This is a genomic window from Bacillus sp. PK3-067 (assembly GCF_056738645.1).
The window spans coordinates 438,954-457,008 of the sequence record NZ_CP096490.1 but is presented as its reverse complement, the minus strand read 5'-3'; the positions used below and the strand labels follow the sequence as shown (position 1 = coordinate 457,008).

The following is an 18,055-nucleotide window of genomic DNA, read 5'->3' as shown; positions in this document are numbered from 1 at the left end:
GGTTTTTTACTTTATTATTTTCATATGTTCAAACGGATAATAAATGCCTGCTAACTTTCCTAACACATCTTCTCTATCAATAAAACCTAAACCATTTCTACTATCTTTACTTATTAAGCGATTATCTCCCATAACAAAAATCTTATTTTCGGGAACTGTAATTGGTCCAAAGTCCTCTGTTAAATTCATAAGTTTTTTTTCTGCTTGTTTTTTATTACTATCCAAATACTCTTCATCTTTCACTTCAGAATTTACATATAATTGATCATTTCTCATCTCAATTATATCTCCAGGTAATCCAATCACTCTTTTGACATAAAAATTATCTGTTTTCATAACAATAATATCTTCTCTCCCATAGCTTTCAAATTGTTTTGCTAGCTTATTAACAATCACCTTATCTCCATCTTGCAACGTCGGCCTCATGGATGCTCCTTTTACATTCGTCGGAAAAAACACAAAAATTTTCGCCAAAAACACCAATAAACATGCAATTGCAATAGTTCCAAAGAATTCACGCCAACGTTTTTTCTTTTGCATCATTTCACCAACTCATCATCTTTTTACTTTCATTATAAATAATACGACCGATGATTTTCTACAAAATTCTGAATTATAAAATTATAATATTAGAAATTTCAAAATGGTAATACTGATCAAATTAAACAAGCAAAAAAGATACTCTCAAAATAGTCTATTCACTATTTTGAGAGTATCTTTTTATAATCCCACATATACAATACACATTTGAGCAGCTACATATGTAAACCAAATCCAAAGTGGCTCATACTTCAATTTACGTCCTCCGATATCTGTCACGCCAATAATAAAATCAGAAATCACAAACAGTAAACCACCAAACGCTGGTATCCACCATATTCCTGTATTTTCATAATATAAGGCGAATGCAAAGCAAGCCATTCCTCCAACCCACAATCCGTAAATTAGAGCTCCTATCGTAAACAATTTATCCTGTTTATCATTTCGGATAAAGAAGAACCATCCTACAATTAGAAAGAGCCCATATACGAGTAAGCCAATCCAAAAACCATTCCACGAAATTCCTGTTTGCAAAAATGCTTTTACATAAAAACAATGAGCAAGAGCGAAAGTAACCATCCCACCAATTAACCTGTGACCAATTGGAATCAGCCCAGCCATAAACAAATCTCCCACAGTCGATAAAGTCATACCAAGTGCAACCCACGTACTATACTCTACAGATGGATCTTGTAACCATATCCAAATTGCACTACCTGTTAAAGAAAAACTAAGAATAAGACGGATTACTAAAGGTAACGGCATATTATCTTTCGTTCTTTTTGTCTGCCGCATTGCATAAATTGCACCAATTAAAAAAAGAAGTATTTGCCCAATTAACACCATGTAAAGTAGATTCATAACATGTTCTCCTCAATAAATGCTTTTTGTATCTTTTTTCGTTACACTTAGTCTATTATCCTTTTTCTATGAAAAAAAAGAAGAACAGTACTGTTCTTCCATTGTAATCGCTTTTCTGCTCTCTATGCTACTTGTTTTTCTTGCTCCATTTTTTGCTTAGCTGGCGTTCGATTTACCACAATAATTCCCGCGGCTACACATGCTAAACCGAGTAGCACAAATGAATGAATTGCTTCACCTAAAATCATGCTCGATAATAACACACCAAATACGGGTATAAAGAACATATACATAGATACTTTTCCAACCTTGTTGTACTTCATAATTGTATTCCAAATGCAAAAACCAGCTGCAGATAAGAAAGATAAATAAATCAGCATAAGTAGTGCATGTAGACTAAATGTAAATGGCATGACTCCAACTTGTAAAGCCCCTATACATAATAATCCTATAGAACCAAACATCATTTGGTATGCTGTCATATAGCCAACATCTAATGTTTTACTACCTTCTTTTGCTAATATGTTTCCATATGAATACAGCATTGCTGCACTAAGAAGTAATAAGCTTCCGATTCCAAAATGAAATGATAAGCTACCATCACTCGGCACATTTACTAAAATGACGCCACAAAAACCAATCGATACCCCAATTATTTTTCTTATATTGAGAGCATCATCTTTATATAAAAAATGGGCGAGTAAAATTTGAAAGAATGATGATGTCCCTGAAATGATAGCTCCTTCAATTCCTGAACTATAACTCATTCCAATGTAAAAACATATATATTGAAGAAACGTTTGGAATAAACCAATTTGTATTAACTGTTTCCCCGTTCCTTTTTTGAAGCTCATATCTTTTCCTAACACTTTAAAGAATAATAAGAGCATGACTCCAGATAACAAGAAACGATAACCGGCAAATAATATTTGTTCTCCAACTTCTTGTGGTTGAATTCCAAGTTCAGCATAACTTAACTTAATAAAAGGAAATGCGCTTCCCCATAAAAAAGTTGCTACTATTGCAGCAATAAATACGCCAATCGGATGGGTAAAAAATTTCTCTGTCTTCACTTGTTGTCTTCCTTTCCGACCTTTTTATGAACAATATTCATATATACCAAAGGAATTGCGAAAACACAAGTTTTCCGTTTATACTTGAAACAAAACCGTACCATCTCATAAAAACATATGATATACTATAGAATAATTACAACATAATAACTATTAAAAACAGATTCAACAGAAATGCTGCTATCCATTATGGATGGCAGCTTTCGTCGTTTTATAGGGGTTTCGATTTTGATTATTTTTCTCAATAAGAATTCGGAAGGAGCGAGTAGTAATGAACTCAGAAGTAAAAACGTTACACGCAAAAGAAACAATTTCTCATCCCTCTTTATGGGACACATTAAAAAAACATTATGAACTTGTATTTGCAGTGGCATCTAGTATTTTTATTTTAGCTGGCTGGCTATTCACAAAGAACGATGCAATGAATGTAGGTATTACTTGCTATATCCTTGCTTATATAGTTGGTGGATATGCAAAAGCTAAAGAAGGCATTGAAGATACGATTGAAGAAAAAGAGCTAAATGTTGAAATGCTAATGCTCTTTGCAGCTATCGGTGCTGCAATTATTGGCTACTGGGCAGAAGGGGCTATTTTAATCTTCATCTTTGCGCTCAGCGGTGCTATGGAATCTTATACATTAAGTAAGAGCCAAAAAGAAATTTCCGCTCTTCTTGACTTACAACCCGAAGAAGCATTACGCATTTCCAACGGAACAGAGGAACGTATTCCTGTTGGAGAGTTACAAATTAACGACATTATTTTAATTAAACCAGGTGAACGTGTTCCTGCTGACGGTACGATTCATAACGGTGAAACAAATATCGATGAAGCAGCAATCACGGGAGAACCTATTCCAAATGAGAAAAGATATGGCGATGAAGTATTTGCAGGTACTGTAAATTTACGTGGTGCTATCGAAGTTAAAATTACGAAGCCGAGCGATCAAACATTATTCCAAAAGATTATCCGTCTCGTACAAAGTGCACAAAGTGAAAAATCACCATCACAACTATTCATCGAAAAGTTTGAAGGAACATACGTAAAAGGTGTACTACTCGTTGTTGCGCTTATGATGTTCGTTCCTCATTTCTTACTTGACTGGAGCTGGAATGAAACGTTTTATCGCGCTATGATCTTACTTGTAGTCGCATCTCCTTGTGCACTCGTTGCTGCCATTACACCAGCAACGTTATCAGCCATTTCTAACGGAGCAAGAAATGGGATTCTCTTTAAAGGTGGCATACATTTAGAACGTCTCGCTTCAGTAAAAGCAATCGCCTTTGATAAAACAGGAACATTAACAGAAGGAAAACCTACCGTAACAGATATATATGTTCGAGAAAATATGACAGAAAAAGAAGTGCTTTCTATTACAGCATCAATTGAAAGTCACTCTACACATCCTTTGGCTGAATCTATTGTTAAATATGCACAACATGCGTACGACATTACATTAAAAAAACCAGAAAAGGTTGAAGATGTAACTGGTTTTGGGCTAAAAGGAATATTCGAAAACAACGCTTATAAAATAGGTAAAGCTGATTTTATCGGTGAAGAAACAAAAACATTTCATAATGGTATTTCTGCCTCACTTGAAAAGGAAGGTAAAACTGTCGTTTATATTAGTGATGAGGGAGGCATTCTTGGACTTATCGCTTTAAAAGATACGCTTCGCCAAGAAACAATAGCTGCTATTCGTGATTTACAAAGCATTGGTGTCGAAGCAATTATGATTACTGGAGATAATGAAGAAACGGCAAAAGCAATTGCCTCTGAAAGTAATATAAAGGAATATTACGCATCATGCTTACCAGAAACAAAAGTTGAAACGATTAAAAAGTTAAAAGAAAAATACGGTACAGTAGCAATGGTTGGAGACGGTATAAATGATGCACCTGCCCTAGCTACTGCTAGCATTGGTGTCGCAATGGGAGAAGGAACAGATGTAGCTTTAGAAACTGCAGATGTTGTACTGATGAAGAACGAACTATCTCGCCTTTCCCAAGCAATTCGTTTATCAAAACGAATGAACCGTATTGTGAAGCAAAACGTAATCTTTTCGCTAGCCGTTATTGCCATGCTAATTTGTTCAAACTTCTTGCAATTTTTAGCTCTTCCATTCGGTGTTATTGGTCATGAAGGAAGTACGATTCTTGTCATTTTGAATGGCTTACGATTACTAAAAGGAAGCAAATAAAACGGGTCCCTCATAGAGGACCCGTTTTTTTTAGTGATAGCTATTATGACCGTTCGCACTGCTACTCGTTTTATGCTTTGGATGCGAACTGCTCTTTTGTTTATTATTACTTTTATTATTATGGTTCTTTTTATTATTACTCATGAAATATCCCCCCTGTTCCTTTTTATTATGGAACAAGAACTCATTATTCATTACGGGAATTATTGTCACCGGTTCTATAATGGTGGAGTAAACCATTAATTTCACCGCCAAGTAAAATTACCCATCCAGTTAAATAAAACCATAACATTAAAATAATGATACCACCGAGACCACCATATGTATTGGCGTAATTCGCAAACTTATCTACATAATAAGCAAATGAGTAAGACACCACAATCCATCCTACAGTAGCAAATAACGCCCCTGAAATAACTTCTCTTCTTTTTAACTTTCGATCTGGTGCAAATGTATATAAGAAACTAAACAAAGCAAATAGTACGAAGAAACTCGCTACTAATCGTGTAATGCTCCATACGAAAGAAAAACTATCTGATAAACCGAGTGCTTTAAACACTGCTGCTCCAATAACTTGTCCGAATACCGGAACAATTAACGCAAAGACAATCATAAAAATAATAGCTAATGTAAACACAATTGATAACGCTCTTGTTGTAATAAAAGAACGTGTTTCCTTTACGTCATAAGCGCGGTTAAAAGCATTCATAACCGCATTAACACCATTTGAGGCAAACCATAACATGGATAATAAACCAAATGATAATAAACCACCATTTTGCTGGTTTACAACTTTATCTACATTTACCTCAATTAAGTTCATTGCATCATCTGGTACATAAACCTCTAATAAACTAAGCACATCCTCTGTTTGAATGGGAATAAATCCAAGAAGCGTAATTAAGAAAACGAGCCCAGGAAAAATTGCAAGCAAGAAGAAATAAGCGAGCTGTGCTGCCAAGCCCGCTACATCATCGCGCATCGTCCGGTCATATAAATCTTTACCAAACGAATAAGTACGATTTCTTCTCACCTTTTCTAAAATTTTTCTCATATATGTTTAAACGCTTTTCTTCTCTTCTTTATCTTGCTTTAACTCAATGTACGCTTCAGTTTTTTTTTCCACTGCATTTGAGTCTTTCATAAATAATTCACGCGCTTCTTTCATACCACCATCTTCAGCAACTATTGGCTCTTCTTCTACTTTCAACTCATCTACCTTTGGAGATACAGCTTGAATTTCAATCGTTTCTGGCTTTTCTTCTGGCTCAACTTTTTTCTTACTAAAAATTTCTTTCGTTTCTTTTAACGTCTCTACAACAGATGGCGTTAATTTTTTAATTTCTGCTACTTTCGCTTTTACCACATTGAAATCTGCAAGTTCGCGTCCTTTATCTGTAACAGTTTGCACTTTTTCTTTGATCTTTGCATTTTCACCAATTTCAATCATCTTTGTTTTTGCTTTTTCTGCTGTATTTTTTACTTTTTCACGGTTTTCTTTCTTTAACATGGATACAGCTACACCTGCCGCTACACCAATCGCAATGTTTCGAGCAATATTATTTTTCTTTGCCATATTCCTTCACCCTTTCATTTCTTATGTTAGAAAGTATTTCTTTCTAAGCTTCCTCATATTCCTTGTTCATTTCGAATGAAAGCTAATAGCTTTGCACACCCTTCTGTTACAAGGTCATATACTTCTTGGAAATTCCCTGTATAGTAAGGGTCAGGAACGTCTGTCCAGCCACCGTCTGGAACAAAGTCGGACAGCCTACCAATATAGCCTCCAGTTTTACCTAAACTTTTTAAATCTGCTATATTCTTGTTGTCCATGGCAATAATATAATCAAACTTTGTTAAGTCTTCTTTTTCTACTTGCCTTGCTTTAATTCCTTCAAAAGTGACTGCATTTTCTTTTAAAATTTTTTGTGTTCCTTTATGTGGCGGATGACCAACATGCCAATCTCCAGTTCCTGCAGAATCAATGACAATTTTCTCTTCAAGTCCCTCTTTTACGACAAGATTTCGAAAAATCGCTTCTGCCATCGGAGAACGGCAAATGTTCCCAAGACAAACAAACAATACTTGAACCATGTTTTTGTTTCTTCCCTTCTTGGTGCATTTCTTCATATATACTTATAGTATAAACAACCAATTATGAAATATAAAGGAAATCCCTACTAATTTAATAGGATTGAAAAGATCCATTAACGAAAATGATAAAAAATGTTAAGATAGCCTTATGTTATTTTAAAGGGGGACACTTCGGTGGATTTATCCGTAAAGTCAGAAGAAAACGTTGAATACATGGTCGAAGCTATTAAAGAAAAATTACGTATGGTTAATGCTGGAGCGATGAGAGCTGCTAGTTTTAACGAAGAAATGTACGAAGATTTACGTGACATTTATGATCATGTTATGAAACGTGAAACATTCAGCATTAGTGAAATGCAAGCTATTACAGAAGAATTAGGTACATTAATTAAAAAGTAAAAAAGCCTCTCTTATTATGAGGCTCTTTTTTATTTCCAACAAATTCATGACAACTCTTCTCTTTCCCTCAACCAACTGTAAAATATTGTACAATAGAAGTAGAACCTCACCTTAGATTTTTTCTCCATACATACTACTCACAAATAATAGCAACACTACCATTGCTAACTGTTTTTACTGGAGGTGCTTACTTATGAGCAATTGGTACAGTAAGACGAAAGATCAAACATTGATTGACCTAGAAACAAACGAACAAAACGGTTTAACAGATGAGATTGTAAGTGAACGTTTAAAGCAATACGGTTCTAATGAATTAGCTACAAAACAAAAACGCACTTTATGGCAGCGTATTTTCGCCCAAATTAATGACGTCCTCGTATATGTCCTTATTATTGCTGCCCTTATTTCTGCCTTTGTAGGTGAATGGGCGGATGCCAGTATTATCGCGCTTGTTGTAGTTTTAAATGCTGTTATCGGTGTTGTCCAAGAATCGAAAGCAGAACAAGCTTTAGAGGCATTGAAAAAGATGGCAACACCTAAAGCTATCGTCAAGAGAAATGGTGAACTAAAAGAAATTCCATCTGAGCACGTCGTTCCAGGGGATATCGTTATGCTCGACGCCGGACGATATATCCCATGCGATTTACGCCTTATTGAAACCGCAAATTTAAAAGTTGAAGAATCTGCTCTAACTGGTGAATCTGTCCCTGTTGATAAAGATGCAATCTACCACCCTTCCATGCAACGTGATGAGCAAGTACCACTCGGCGATCAAAAAAACATGGCCTTTATGTCTACTCTTGTTACATATGGACGAGGCGTCGGTGTTGCTGTTGAAACTGGAATGAACTCACAAATTGGTAAGATTGCTACCTTGTTACATGAAGCTGACGATGATATGACACCACTTCAAAAAAGCTTAGCACAAGTCGGAAAGTATTTAGGCTTTGTTGCTGTAGCTATTTGTATCGTGATGTTTCTCATAGGCTTTTTACAAGGACGAGATACACTAGAAATGTTTATGACTGCAATTAGTTTAGCCGTTGCAGCTATTCCAGAAGGTTTGCCAGCTATCGTTTCCATCGTTCTTGCAATTGGTGTGCAACGTATGATTAAACAAAACGTTATCATTCGGAAACTACCAGCTGTTGAAGCCCTCGGTTCTGTCACAATTATTTGTTCAGATAAAACAGGTACGTTAACGCAAAATAAAATGACCGTTACTCACTTTTATAGTGATAACACATATGATCGCTTAGAAAGTTTAAATGTAAATAATGATGCGCAACGTCTATTGTTAGAAAATATGGTGCTATGTAATGATGCGTCTTACAATAACGAATCACAAACGGGAGACCCGACTGAAATTGCACTTCTCGTTGCTGGAACCACTTTTAACATGCAAAAAGATCATTTAGAAAAAATACATGAACGTGTTAACGAAGTACCTTTTGATTCAGATCGTAAAATGATGTCAACCGTACATATGTACAATGAAAGTTACTATAGCATGACGAAAGGCGCTATTGATAAGCTCTTACCTCGATGTACCCATATTTTTAAAAACGGCAAAATCGAGATTTTAACTGATTCTGATAAAAATCAAATATTAGAAGCTGCCGGATCAATGTCTCAAGAAGCTTTAAGAGTACTTTCATTCGCATTTAAACAATACGATTCAAACGATGTGGATATAAATCATCTTGAAGAAAATCTTATCTTTATTGGTCTTGTCGGTATGATTGATCCACCACGAACTGAAGTGAAAGATTCAATTAAAGAATGTAAAAAAGCCGGTATTCGCACAGTTATGATTACTGGTGACCATAAAGATACCGCCTTTGCAATTGCCAAAGAACTTGGCATTGCTGAAGAAATATCGGAAATTATGATTGGAACTGAATTAGATAACGTTTCTGATACAGAACTAGCTAGCAAAATTAATCATTTAAATGTATTCGCTAGAGTCTCTCCTGAGCATAAAGTGAAAATTGTAAAGGCATTACGCGCGAAAGGAAATATCGTTTCTATGACTGGTGACGGTGTCAATGATGCACCATCTTTAAAGCAAGCTGATGTTGGCGTAGCGATGGGCATTACAGGAACAGACGTTGCAAAAGGGGCAGCAGATGTCGTGTTAACAGATGATAATTTCTCATCTATCGTGAAAGCCGTTGAAGAAGGTAGAAATATTTATCGCAACATAAAAAAATCAATTCTCTTCCTACTCTCTTGTAACTTCGGAGAAATTATCGCTTTATTTTTAGCCATTTTACTCGGCTGGGCAACACCACTACGACCTATTCACATTTTGTGGGTGAATTTAATTACAGATACACTGCCTGCATTATCACTTGGGGTTGATCCTGAAGACCCAGATGTGATGAAGGAAAAACCACGACATGCAAAAGAAAGCTTATTTAGCGGCAGCGTTCCTTTCCTGATTTTCAATGGAGTTATCATTGGACTTTTAACGCTAATAGCTTTTATCGCCGGAGCAAAATTCTATACTGGAGATACAAATTTATTTCCTCTTTTCCCAGAGCGAATTGATGACGATGCTCTATTACACGCTCAAACGATGGCATTTGTCGTTCTTAGTTTTTCTCAGCTCGTTCATTCATTTAACTTGCGTTCAATAACGAAATCAATTTTTTCAATTGGGATCTTTACAAATAAATATTTAGTTTTCTCCCTTCTTATCGGTGTTCTTATGCAAGTTTGTATCATCTCCATCCCGCCCCTTGCAAATATATTCGGTGTACATGCATTAACGATGCGAGATTGGGGATTTGTTCTCTTATTAAGTATCATTCCACTTATTCTGAATGAGATTATTAAATTAGTGAAGAGAAACTAAAAGGCAATGAGGAATAGTCCTCATTGCCTTTTCATTTATCCTACTATTTTCCGTGCAGTAAAACTCCCACCTCAAAATTCAGTTTGAGCAAAGAAGTTAGGTGATGGATTAACTGCCCATAAATGTCCAATTGGTGAAGGCTAATAATCGGTGGGGATGAACAAAACCCCACTGATTAAAGTTTCACTTTATCCTTGTAATTCTTTTTTGATATTCTCTGTTAATGTAGCCATACGCTTGCGGCTTTCTTCACGCTCACGTTTATTTTGTTCTTCAATTTGTTGTGTTTCTTGCATACCTCTTGAAATAATGTTCCAAGTTTCCTCAAGTGTTTCCATCTTAATACTAGAAGAACCTGATAATCTCGCTACTTCTACACTTTGCGTTGCGATATTTTGTGCATTTTTCTTAAGTAATTCATTTGTACGGCGATCCAGTTCAGCCATAGAATCTGCAACAAGCTTTTGGCGCTTGGCATTTACCGCTTGAATGATACCATTTTTAAAGATAGGAATCGTTGTAATAAATGCTGTATTGATTTTACCAATTAATTTATTATTACCACGTTGAATCATACGAATTTGTGGTGCTGTAAGTAACGCAACCATACGTGCTTTTTCTAAATCGTCAATACGCTGTTCTAAAATTTCAACAGAGTTTTTAAGCGACTCTAATTCAATACCTGCTAATTGATCATTATTACGTACACGCTCTTCATACATCGGAACTAACTCTGTATTTAAACGCTCTAATAACATTTCTCCTGCTACTACGTACTTCTCTAAGTCTAAATAATATTTTAAGTTTTGCTCATACAAGCCATCTAACGTACCAATTGATTTTTTCATCTCATCTTGGTACTTCGTAATTTCCACATAAACTTTATCAATTTCGCGGCCCATCGTTTGATATTTACTAAAGATTTGTTCTATCATTTTATCTGCTTTTTTGAACATACGTGAGAAGAAACCACTTTTTTCTTCCGCAAAGTCTTTACTATCAAATCGGTCCATAATTTTACCAAGCTGTTTTAATAATTCACCAGAATCTTCTATCTTTGATAATGACATTGTATGTAAAATTTGATCAGCAAAACGTGAAATTTCCATAGAAGGTTCTTTTCCAAGTTCAATTAATTCTAATTGATCTTTAATATCTACCGCATTATAAATACGTTGTACATCCGCATCTTGTCTAAGTTGTAAGCGAACATCTTGTGCTGTTTGTTCATTTAATTCTGTTTTCGGATCTAGTACGACTGGGTTATTCATATGGTATTCTCCCTTTCCTTATAAAAATGGACGAAATAGTCCTTTTATTGTTTGTGATAAATTTTTATAGGCTGATGAACCATGAAACTCAAGATCGAAATTAACCTCTTCAAGCCAATGTGAATCAAATGCCCCCGCTTCAATATACGGTTCAATATCGTTTCTTCCCGTTGGATTGAAATGGAATACATCTACTCCAATTTGATTCAAAAATAGTAATAAAACAGCGTCAGAACGAGTTAATTCTCCGCTCTTCTCATTATTAAATATAACAATTTTCGGTACATCTTGTGAATAATCAAATTTCTCAAGCTGTTCTAAAATATTCGGTGGTATTTGAGAAAGTTGTGCGAAAACATATAGCGCTACATCTTGTTTCGTCTCTTTCGCAATTGGTTTGCACATTTCACTTTCGCACGTATGGATAATCGCCTCTGCAATCCCATGCTGTAAACCTTCCGGTAAACGCTTATGCGGCCACCAATGGCTATTCATAATTAGATCAGGATGCAATTTTCCAGCTCGGTCCAATGCATCTCGATAATGATATTGGAAGTTTGCTTTTTGCTCTTTCGTAAACGGGAATGTATTAATTAATAAACTGTTATCAAATGATGTAACAGCCTTTAATCGTTGAAAATATTCTTTATCATTCTTTGAAACGCCTGATATTTTCGCAAATAAAGAAGGAATATAAATATGTTTATTTTCAACAAAGAATGTTGGGCGTACAAATGCCTTTTCTTTCGTAATTAAAAAGAGTTCATCATATGTCGTTTTTAACGTACGAGCTACAGGCGTATAGGAACGGAATTGCCACGGCTTGTACAGCAGTGAATTATCGTGGTGAAGTACTTGTTCAATTTCTTTCGAAGCTTGATACGCTACTGTTGCAACACGCTCACGGCGACGATCAGGGAATGGTTCAAGCGAAATGCGACTTGAATGAGATACAACAAAAGTTCTTCCCTCTTCATCAATATTTTCAAATCCATCTTTTCCTTCTGGGTGATAATAAAGCACATCACAACCGAGCATAATAAGAAAGTATAAGAAATATATACGGCTTTCCTGTGCATCACCGTACCAAATGATACGCGGCATTTGTTTCTTATAATTAATCGTAGAGAACCACTTCGCTACGTAATTTTCGCTTAGTTTAATTATGTCGATTAAGAAACGACGGAAGCCTTCTGTCTTTAACGACTGATTATGTTGCTTCTCATATAATTTCAATAGTGAAATAAACGTCGTATGTATGTAATGCTGTAAATCAGGATTGTCTACTTTCGGTAAAAGTTGTTTCCCAGATAAGTGTGCAACTAGCCTATTTACTGTCAGACCATTTGGTGCTTCTTGATGTAATCCGAACACTTCTTGAATATGACGAAGCTTTTCCGAATCAATCACTTTGTTTAAATTTTGTTCGTGTAAAACTTCGATTCCTTTCGCTTCACTATAATCAAACAGTTCATTAAAATATTCATCTACATCATTAGGAACGCCAAGGATTCGACATGCTATATAACTAAATTTCATCTCATTCTCTGTCAGCTCATATTGTGGGCGTTTTTCTAAAAGCGTTTCAAATTGCTTTAAATCTGATTCATCTTTTAATGCATATGGTTGAAGTGTAAAACGTGAAAACACAACAGTTCACCTCCAAAAACATTTACGTTTTTTCTAAGTCCTTCTTCTATTATAAACTATTTTTGGTTATAAAAAATGGGCGCTCGCAAAACGAGCAAACCCATTTCAATTATTTATTGTCTTCTTTAGTAGCTGCAACTTCTTCTCTAGCTTGTCCAGAATTCTTCATGTAGTGAAGTATAAATGTTGCTCCAAATGCTACAACTAAAATAATAAAGAATAGTGTATGACTAATCTCAATCTCGATTAAAGACAGTAACATTTTTGCTGCAATAATTAAGATTAAAATGTATGCTGTCGTTTCAAGCTCTGGAATACGCTCTAACAATTTTAAGAATACACCAGCAATACCACGCATCATTAAAATACCTAGCATTCCGCCTAATAGTAAAATCCAAACTTCATTAGATACACCAAATGCAGCAAGTACGCTATCTACAGAGAATGCGATATCCATTAATTCAACCATCGCAACTGTTCCCCAGAAGACACCAAACATTCTAAAGAGAATACTATTTTGATTCATACCGTGAGCTTCGTCTTCTTCACTTGCACCTTTACGCTTATCAATAAAGTATTTTACTGATAACCAAGCAAGGTAAAGTGCACCAAGAAGTTTTACCCACCATAATTTAATTAAGAACATTCCGATTCCAATCGCAATAAAGCGGAACACATAAGCTCCAATAAGTCCATAGAATAATGCTTTTTTACGTTTTTCTTCCGGAAGATGTTTTACCATTACCGCTAACACAAGTGCGTTATCAGCAGATAATAATCCTTCAAGTACAACAAGTGTACCAATTAATCCCCAAGATACTGGATCCTGCAACACTTTAATCCACATGTCCAAGTCGAAAAACTGAGCATACGTATCAAGGATTCCTTGCAAAATACTCATCTTACCTTTATCCCCTATTCTTTGCTAGATTTATAGAAAGGTCAAAAAAAGGAAACGAATATCGTTTCCTTTCTATGCATCCAAGCCATACGCTCTTACAAGCGCACCTAAACCACCTTGGAATCCACTTCCTACTGCATTAAACTTCCACTGTCCATTATGACGGTATAATTCACAAAAGACAACTGCTGTTTCGATGGAGAAATCTTCCCCTAAATCAAAACGAAGAACTTCTTCACTCGTTTCTTCATTCGCTAAACGAACAAACGCATTTCCTACTTGCCCAAAGTTTTGACTACGGCCTTCTGCATCATAAATCGTAACTGTAATAGCAATTCTGTGCACATCTGCTGGAACTTTCTTCAAATCCACAACAAGTTGCTCATCGTCACCTTCACCTTCACCTGTACGGTTATCTCCTGTATGTAAAACAGATCCACAAGGAGACTGTAAATTATTATAGAAGATAAAATCAGTTTCCTTCGCACATTTTCCGTTTGCATCTAATAAAAAGGCAGATGCATCTAAATCGAAATCGGCTCCGCCGTCATAAGATTTAATATCCCATCCAAGACCAATTACTGCTTTTGTTAAACCAGGGCTTGTCTTACCTAAATCGATTTTCTGGCCTTTTTGTAATTGAATAACCATCTATATTCACCTCTATATTTTTATCTTTAAAAATATATCCATCAGTAAACATACATTTCACCGATGGATATATAAATCAAATCTATTACTCTACATCTAAACCAAAGTTATTACATAGAGACGCTAATCCACCTTGGAATCCACTTCCGATTGCATTGAATTTCCAATCACCTGCATGACGATATAATTCACCTACTACTACGGCTGTTTCAATAGAGAAATCTTCTCCTAAATCGTAACGAATTAATTCTGCATTCTTTTCTTCATCAAGAATACGTACGAAAGAATTAGAAACTTGTCCGAAGTTTTGGCTACGGCCTTCTCCATCATAAATTGTAATTGTGAAACAAATACGTTCGATGTGAGCAGGAACATTTTTCAAATCTACTTTAATCGCTTCGTCATCGCCTTCACCTTCACCAGTGCGGTTATCTCCTAAATGCTCTACAGCACCATTCGCACCTTTTGGATTATTATAGAAAACGAAATCTTCAGCTCCTGAAACTTTACCATTCGCGCCTACTAAGAAAATACTAACATCTAAGTCGAAATCGTTTTGTCCGTCATAACGATTCGTGTCCCAACCAAGTCCTACAAGAACTTTCGAAAGACCTGGATTCGTTTTTGTTAAGTCTACCTTTTGTCCCTTTTTCAATGAAATTGATGCCATATACAATTCCTCCTCGGTTATTTTATTGATAACGTGATACAATCTCACTTAAGTTTTTATCTTGCGTGCCTTCTCCAACTGCTGAAAACTTCCATTCACTTCCGTGACGATACATTTCACCTGCAATTAGAGTTGTTTTGCCAGCATAATTATCCGATAAATTATAGCGTGCTAATTCTTCACCAGTTTGCGGGTTTTGAATACGAATATATGCATTACGAATCATCCCGAAATCTTGACGACGATTTACACAGTCATAAATATTTACAACGAATACTAAACGATTAATACGGCTTGGAACTTTATGTAATTCTACGAAAATTGTTTCGTCATCACCAGCGCCTTCACCTGTTAAATTATCTCCTGAATGAATAATACTACCACAAGTAGAAAGTTTATTTCCGAAGTAAACTAAATCATTTTTGTTTAAAAAACGATCTCCTTCTAACATAACAACAGATGCATCACAATCTACATTTGGTTTACTTCCAAATAATGAAGACAGAAATCCACCTGATTGCCCAATTGGATCCCAGCCTAAGCCAACCTGTAGTTTTGCTACTTTTGGTTGTCCTTTCGTTAAATCGATCTTTTGACCTTTTTCTAAAATAATAGGCATGAAGTTTCTCCCTTTCTACAAAGCATTTTCCGAATCGGAAAATATTGTATTCTTCTCTTATATTGTAGCATTATTTACCTAGCGATAAAAAGGATAAATTCTCAGTTATATGAAAACATTCATATAATTTACTTATGATGATGTAAGAAGTGGTAAATAGCACCAATCATTCCTGCACAATTACCGTTTTGCGCAAGTTCAATCTCACAATTATTATAAATCTCTTGATTTAAGTATTTACTGACCTCTTCTTTTACTTCTTTTAAAAACTCATTTCCTCTATCGGTAATTCCTCCACCAATAATAATCGTTTCTGGATTAAAAATATAAGCAAGATTACTAATTCCGATTGCCAAATGTTTAAAGAAAATCCCAACTGCTTGAGCAACTTCCCGATCTCCTTTATCATACAACTCGAAAATTCTTTTCCCATTCCACTTGCCTTTGCCTTTATATTTGCTTACAAGTCGAATTAATCCTGAAATCGAAGCAACCTCTTCAAACGTTTTTTCTTCTATTAACATATTCCCCCATTCACCAGCACTAAATGAATGTCCTCGGTACAATTTTCCATCTATAAAAATTGCTCCCCCAATCCCTGTTCCAAGGGTGAGCATAATAAAGTTATCTTTCTCTCTTCCACTACCATTCCACTTTTCTCCAAACGCTGCACAATTCACATCATTGTCAATCGATACTGGAACTTTTAATATCTCTTGCAATCTATCAATAATAGGAATAGTACTATATCCCGGAATATGATCCGCACCTCCCGTCACAATTCCTTTATTAATATCAACAATTCCCGCAGTGCTAATACCGATTCCGGCAATAGTATGTTCATTCATTATTTTTTTGGATACATATATAAGTTTTTGAATAATTTGTTCTCCGCCTAAATGAATTTCTGTTGCAACTGTTTGACGCTTTAATACTCTCCCTATTTCTGAAACAATACCATACTTAATTTGCGTACCGCCAATATCAAACGCTATATACTCTTTCATCTGCTGCCACTTCCTCTACCGTTATGAATGTAAATTCTCCCCCTCTACTATTTGTAGGAAATCTACATTAACTCTTTTCTGCTTTGACAAATACACCACCTTTTTCTATATATAGTTTTTTTTGCATAAAACTCTTTTTCCTAAGAAATATTACAAAGGGATGTATTTTAGATGGAACATTAATCTCTTAGGAGGAAAACCATGACGAAAATCTTCATTTTAGCATCAACACTCTCTTTATCTTTTTTTAGCGGTTTAAATATCGGTAATGCTGCAACTGAAAACTTCCAACCATTAACAAACGCTATTGTACAAAATAGCGATCATTTTGCAGAAGGAAACTCAAAGGATAATAATATACCTCCAGGAAATAACGATTCTCAGGACGATACTGGTTCTGGTGACAATGGTTCTGGCGGTAACGGTTCTGGTGGCAATGGTTCCGGCGGTAACGGTTCTGGTGACAATGGTTCTGGCGGTAACGGTTCTGGTGGCAGTGGCTCTGGTGGCAATGGTTCCGGCGGTAACGGTTCTGGTGGTAGTGGCTCTGACGGCAGCGGTTCCGGTGGCAATGGTTCTGGTGGCAGTGGCTCTGGTGACAACGGTTCTGGCGGTAATGGTTCCGGCGGTAACGGTTCTGGTGGCAATGGTTCTGGCGGTAACGGTTCTGGTGGCAATGGTTCTGGCGGTAACGGTTCTGGTGGTAGTGGCTCTGACGGCAGCGGTTCTGGTGGCAATGGTTCTGGTGGCAACGGTTCTGGCGGCAGTGGCTCTGGTGACAACGGTTCTGGCGGTAATGGTTCTGGCGGCAATGGCTCTGGTGGCAATGGTTCTGGCGGTAACGGTTCTGGCGGCAATGGCTCTAGTGGCAATGGTTCTGGCGGTAACGGTTCTGGCGGCAATGGCTCTGGTGGCAATGGTTCTGGCGGTAACGGTTCTGGTGGTAACGGTTCTGGCGGCAATGGCTCTCAAGGCGGCAATCGTGTTAAAGGTGATAGCAGTTCTCAAGGGGGTAATGGCTCTCAAGGTGGCAATCGTGTTAAAGGCGATAGCAATTCTCAGGAGGGCAACGGTTCTCAAGGGGGTAATGTAAAAGATAATACGAAAAAACAAGGTGATAAATTACCTAATACTGCAACGCATTACCCTATATCTATTTTAATGGGGCTTTCAACATTCCTAATTGGTATGTTACTGTTTATTCGTCGTAAAAACGTAAAATAAGAACAACATCCTTCCATCTAAAAAGTACATGAAATACT

General features: G+C 36.2%; 17 protein-coding genes. 4 read left to right on the top strand and 13 right to left on the bottom strand.

Going from position 1 to position 18,055, the window contains the following annotated elements:
• Positions 1–6: 6 nt before the first annotated feature.
• From lepB to M1D73_RS02370, 3 genes are all read right to left on the bottom strand, one after another.
• Positions 7–543 (bottom strand): signal peptidase I, encoded by a 537-nt coding sequence (gene lepB, locus M1D73_RS02380; protein WP_000983303.1) that lies wholly within the window; start codon positions 541–543, stop codon positions 7–9.
• 177 nt (positions 544–720) lie between these two features.
• Positions 721–1,401: a lysoplasmalogenase gene (locus M1D73_RS02375; RefSeq protein WP_098212570.1), complete on the bottom strand. Its 681-nt coding sequence runs from the start codon at positions 1,399–1,401 to the stop codon at positions 721–723.
• A 122-nt stretch (positions 1,402–1,523) separates the two neighbouring features.
• A complete protein-coding gene (locus M1D73_RS02370) occupies positions 1,524–2,474 on the bottom strand; it encodes a DMT family transporter (RefSeq protein ID WP_000845696.1) in 951 nt (316 codons plus the stop codon).
• Between the two features lie 271 nt (positions 2,475–2,745).
• Between M1D73_RS02370 and M1D73_RS02365 the strand changes: the two genes are divergently transcribed.
• Complete coding sequence (locus M1D73_RS02365; RefSeq protein ID WP_001083759.1) at positions 2,746–4,671, top strand: heavy metal translocating P-type ATPase; 1,926 nt, start codon at positions 2,746–2,748, stop codon at positions 4,669–4,671.
• 187 nt (positions 4,672–4,858) lie between these two features.
• Here M1D73_RS02365 and M1D73_RS02360 read toward each other — a convergent pair whose 3' ends face one another.
• Genes M1D73_RS02360 through M1D73_RS02350 form a run of 3 tightly spaced genes read right to left on the bottom strand, consistent with a single transcriptional unit; the run spans position 4,859 to position 6,765 of the window.
• Positions 4,859–5,725, bottom strand: a complete 867-nt coding sequence (locus tag M1D73_RS02360; protein ID WP_001226536.1) for a YihY/virulence factor BrkB family protein — start codon at positions 5,723–5,725, stop codon at positions 4,859–4,861.
• A 6-nt stretch (positions 5,726–5,731) separates the two neighbouring features.
• Positions 5,732–6,247, bottom strand: a complete 516-nt coding sequence (locus M1D73_RS02355) for a DUF4075 domain-containing protein (RefSeq protein ID WP_001085389.1) — start codon at positions 6,245–6,247, stop codon at positions 5,732–5,734.
• Positions 6,248–6,300: 53 nt separating this feature from the next.
• Complete coding sequence (locus M1D73_RS02350; RefSeq protein WP_000250916.1) at positions 6,301–6,765, bottom strand: low molecular weight protein-tyrosine-phosphatase; 465 nt, start codon at positions 6,763–6,765, stop codon at positions 6,301–6,303.
• Positions 6,766–6,939: 174 nt separating this feature from the next.
• Between M1D73_RS02350 and M1D73_RS02345 the strand changes: the two genes are divergently transcribed.
• Both M1D73_RS02345 and M1D73_RS02340 read left to right on the top strand, forming a co-directional pair.
• Entirely contained in the window at positions 6,940–7,164 is a 225-nt protein-coding gene (locus M1D73_RS02345; RefSeq protein WP_000366196.1) for a DUF1128 domain-containing protein, read from the top strand.
• Between the two features lie 193 nt (positions 7,165–7,357).
• Positions 7,358–10,024, top strand: coding sequence for a cation-translocating P-type ATPase (locus tag M1D73_RS02340; protein ID WP_121868420.1), 2,667 nt, complete (start codon positions 7,358–7,360; stop codon positions 10,022–10,024).
• 188 nt (positions 10,025–10,212) lie between these two features.
• On the opposite strand, the gene M1D73_RS02335 is transcribed toward M1D73_RS02340, so the two are convergent.
• From M1D73_RS02335 to M1D73_RS02305, 7 genes are all read right to left on the bottom strand, one after another.
• The gene (locus tag M1D73_RS02335; RefSeq protein WP_001064409.1) at positions 10,213–11,295 is read right to left on the bottom strand and encodes a toxic anion resistance protein; all 1,083 of its coding nucleotides are present in this window, start codon (positions 11,293–11,295) and stop codon (positions 10,213–10,215) included.
• A gap of 18 nt (positions 11,296–11,313) precedes the next feature.
• Positions 11,314–12,945, bottom strand: a complete 1,632-nt coding sequence (locus tag M1D73_RS02330; protein WP_000492859.1) for a YceG family protein — start codon at positions 12,943–12,945, stop codon at positions 11,314–11,316.
• Positions 12,946–13,054: 109 nt separating this feature from the next.
• Entirely contained in the window at positions 13,055–13,846 is a 792-nt protein-coding gene (locus M1D73_RS02325; RefSeq protein ID WP_000025704.1) for a TerC family protein, read from the bottom strand.
• A 72-nt stretch (positions 13,847–13,918) separates the two neighbouring features.
• A complete protein-coding gene (locus M1D73_RS02320; RefSeq protein WP_000236641.1) occupies positions 13,919–14,497 on the bottom strand; it encodes a TerD family protein in 579 nt (192 codons plus the stop codon).
• Positions 14,498–14,582: 85 nt separating this feature from the next.
• Positions 14,583–15,167 carry a TerD family protein gene (locus M1D73_RS02315; RefSeq protein WP_000146726.1) on the bottom strand — a complete coding sequence of 195 codons (585 nt, stop codon included), beginning with the start codon at positions 15,165–15,167 and terminating at the stop codon, positions 14,583–14,585.
• A 22-nt stretch (positions 15,168–15,189) separates the two neighbouring features.
• Positions 15,190–15,786, bottom strand: a complete 597-nt coding sequence (locus M1D73_RS02310; RefSeq protein ID WP_001121586.1) for a TerD family protein — start codon at positions 15,784–15,786, stop codon at positions 15,190–15,192.
• 128 nt (positions 15,787–15,914) lie between these two features.
• On the bottom strand, positions 15,915–16,793 hold the full coding sequence (locus M1D73_RS02305; protein ID WP_000666116.1) for an ROK family protein: 879 nt from the start codon (positions 16,791–16,793) through the stop codon (positions 15,915–15,917).
• A gap of 201 nt (positions 16,794–16,994) precedes the next feature.
• Between M1D73_RS02305 and M1D73_RS02300 the strand changes: the two genes are divergently transcribed.
• Complete coding sequence (locus M1D73_RS02300; protein WP_243341360.1) at positions 16,995–18,017, top strand: LPXTG cell wall anchor domain-containing protein; 1,023 nt, start codon at positions 16,995–16,997, stop codon at positions 18,015–18,017.
• The last annotated feature ends 38 nt before the right edge of the window (positions 18,018–18,055 follow it).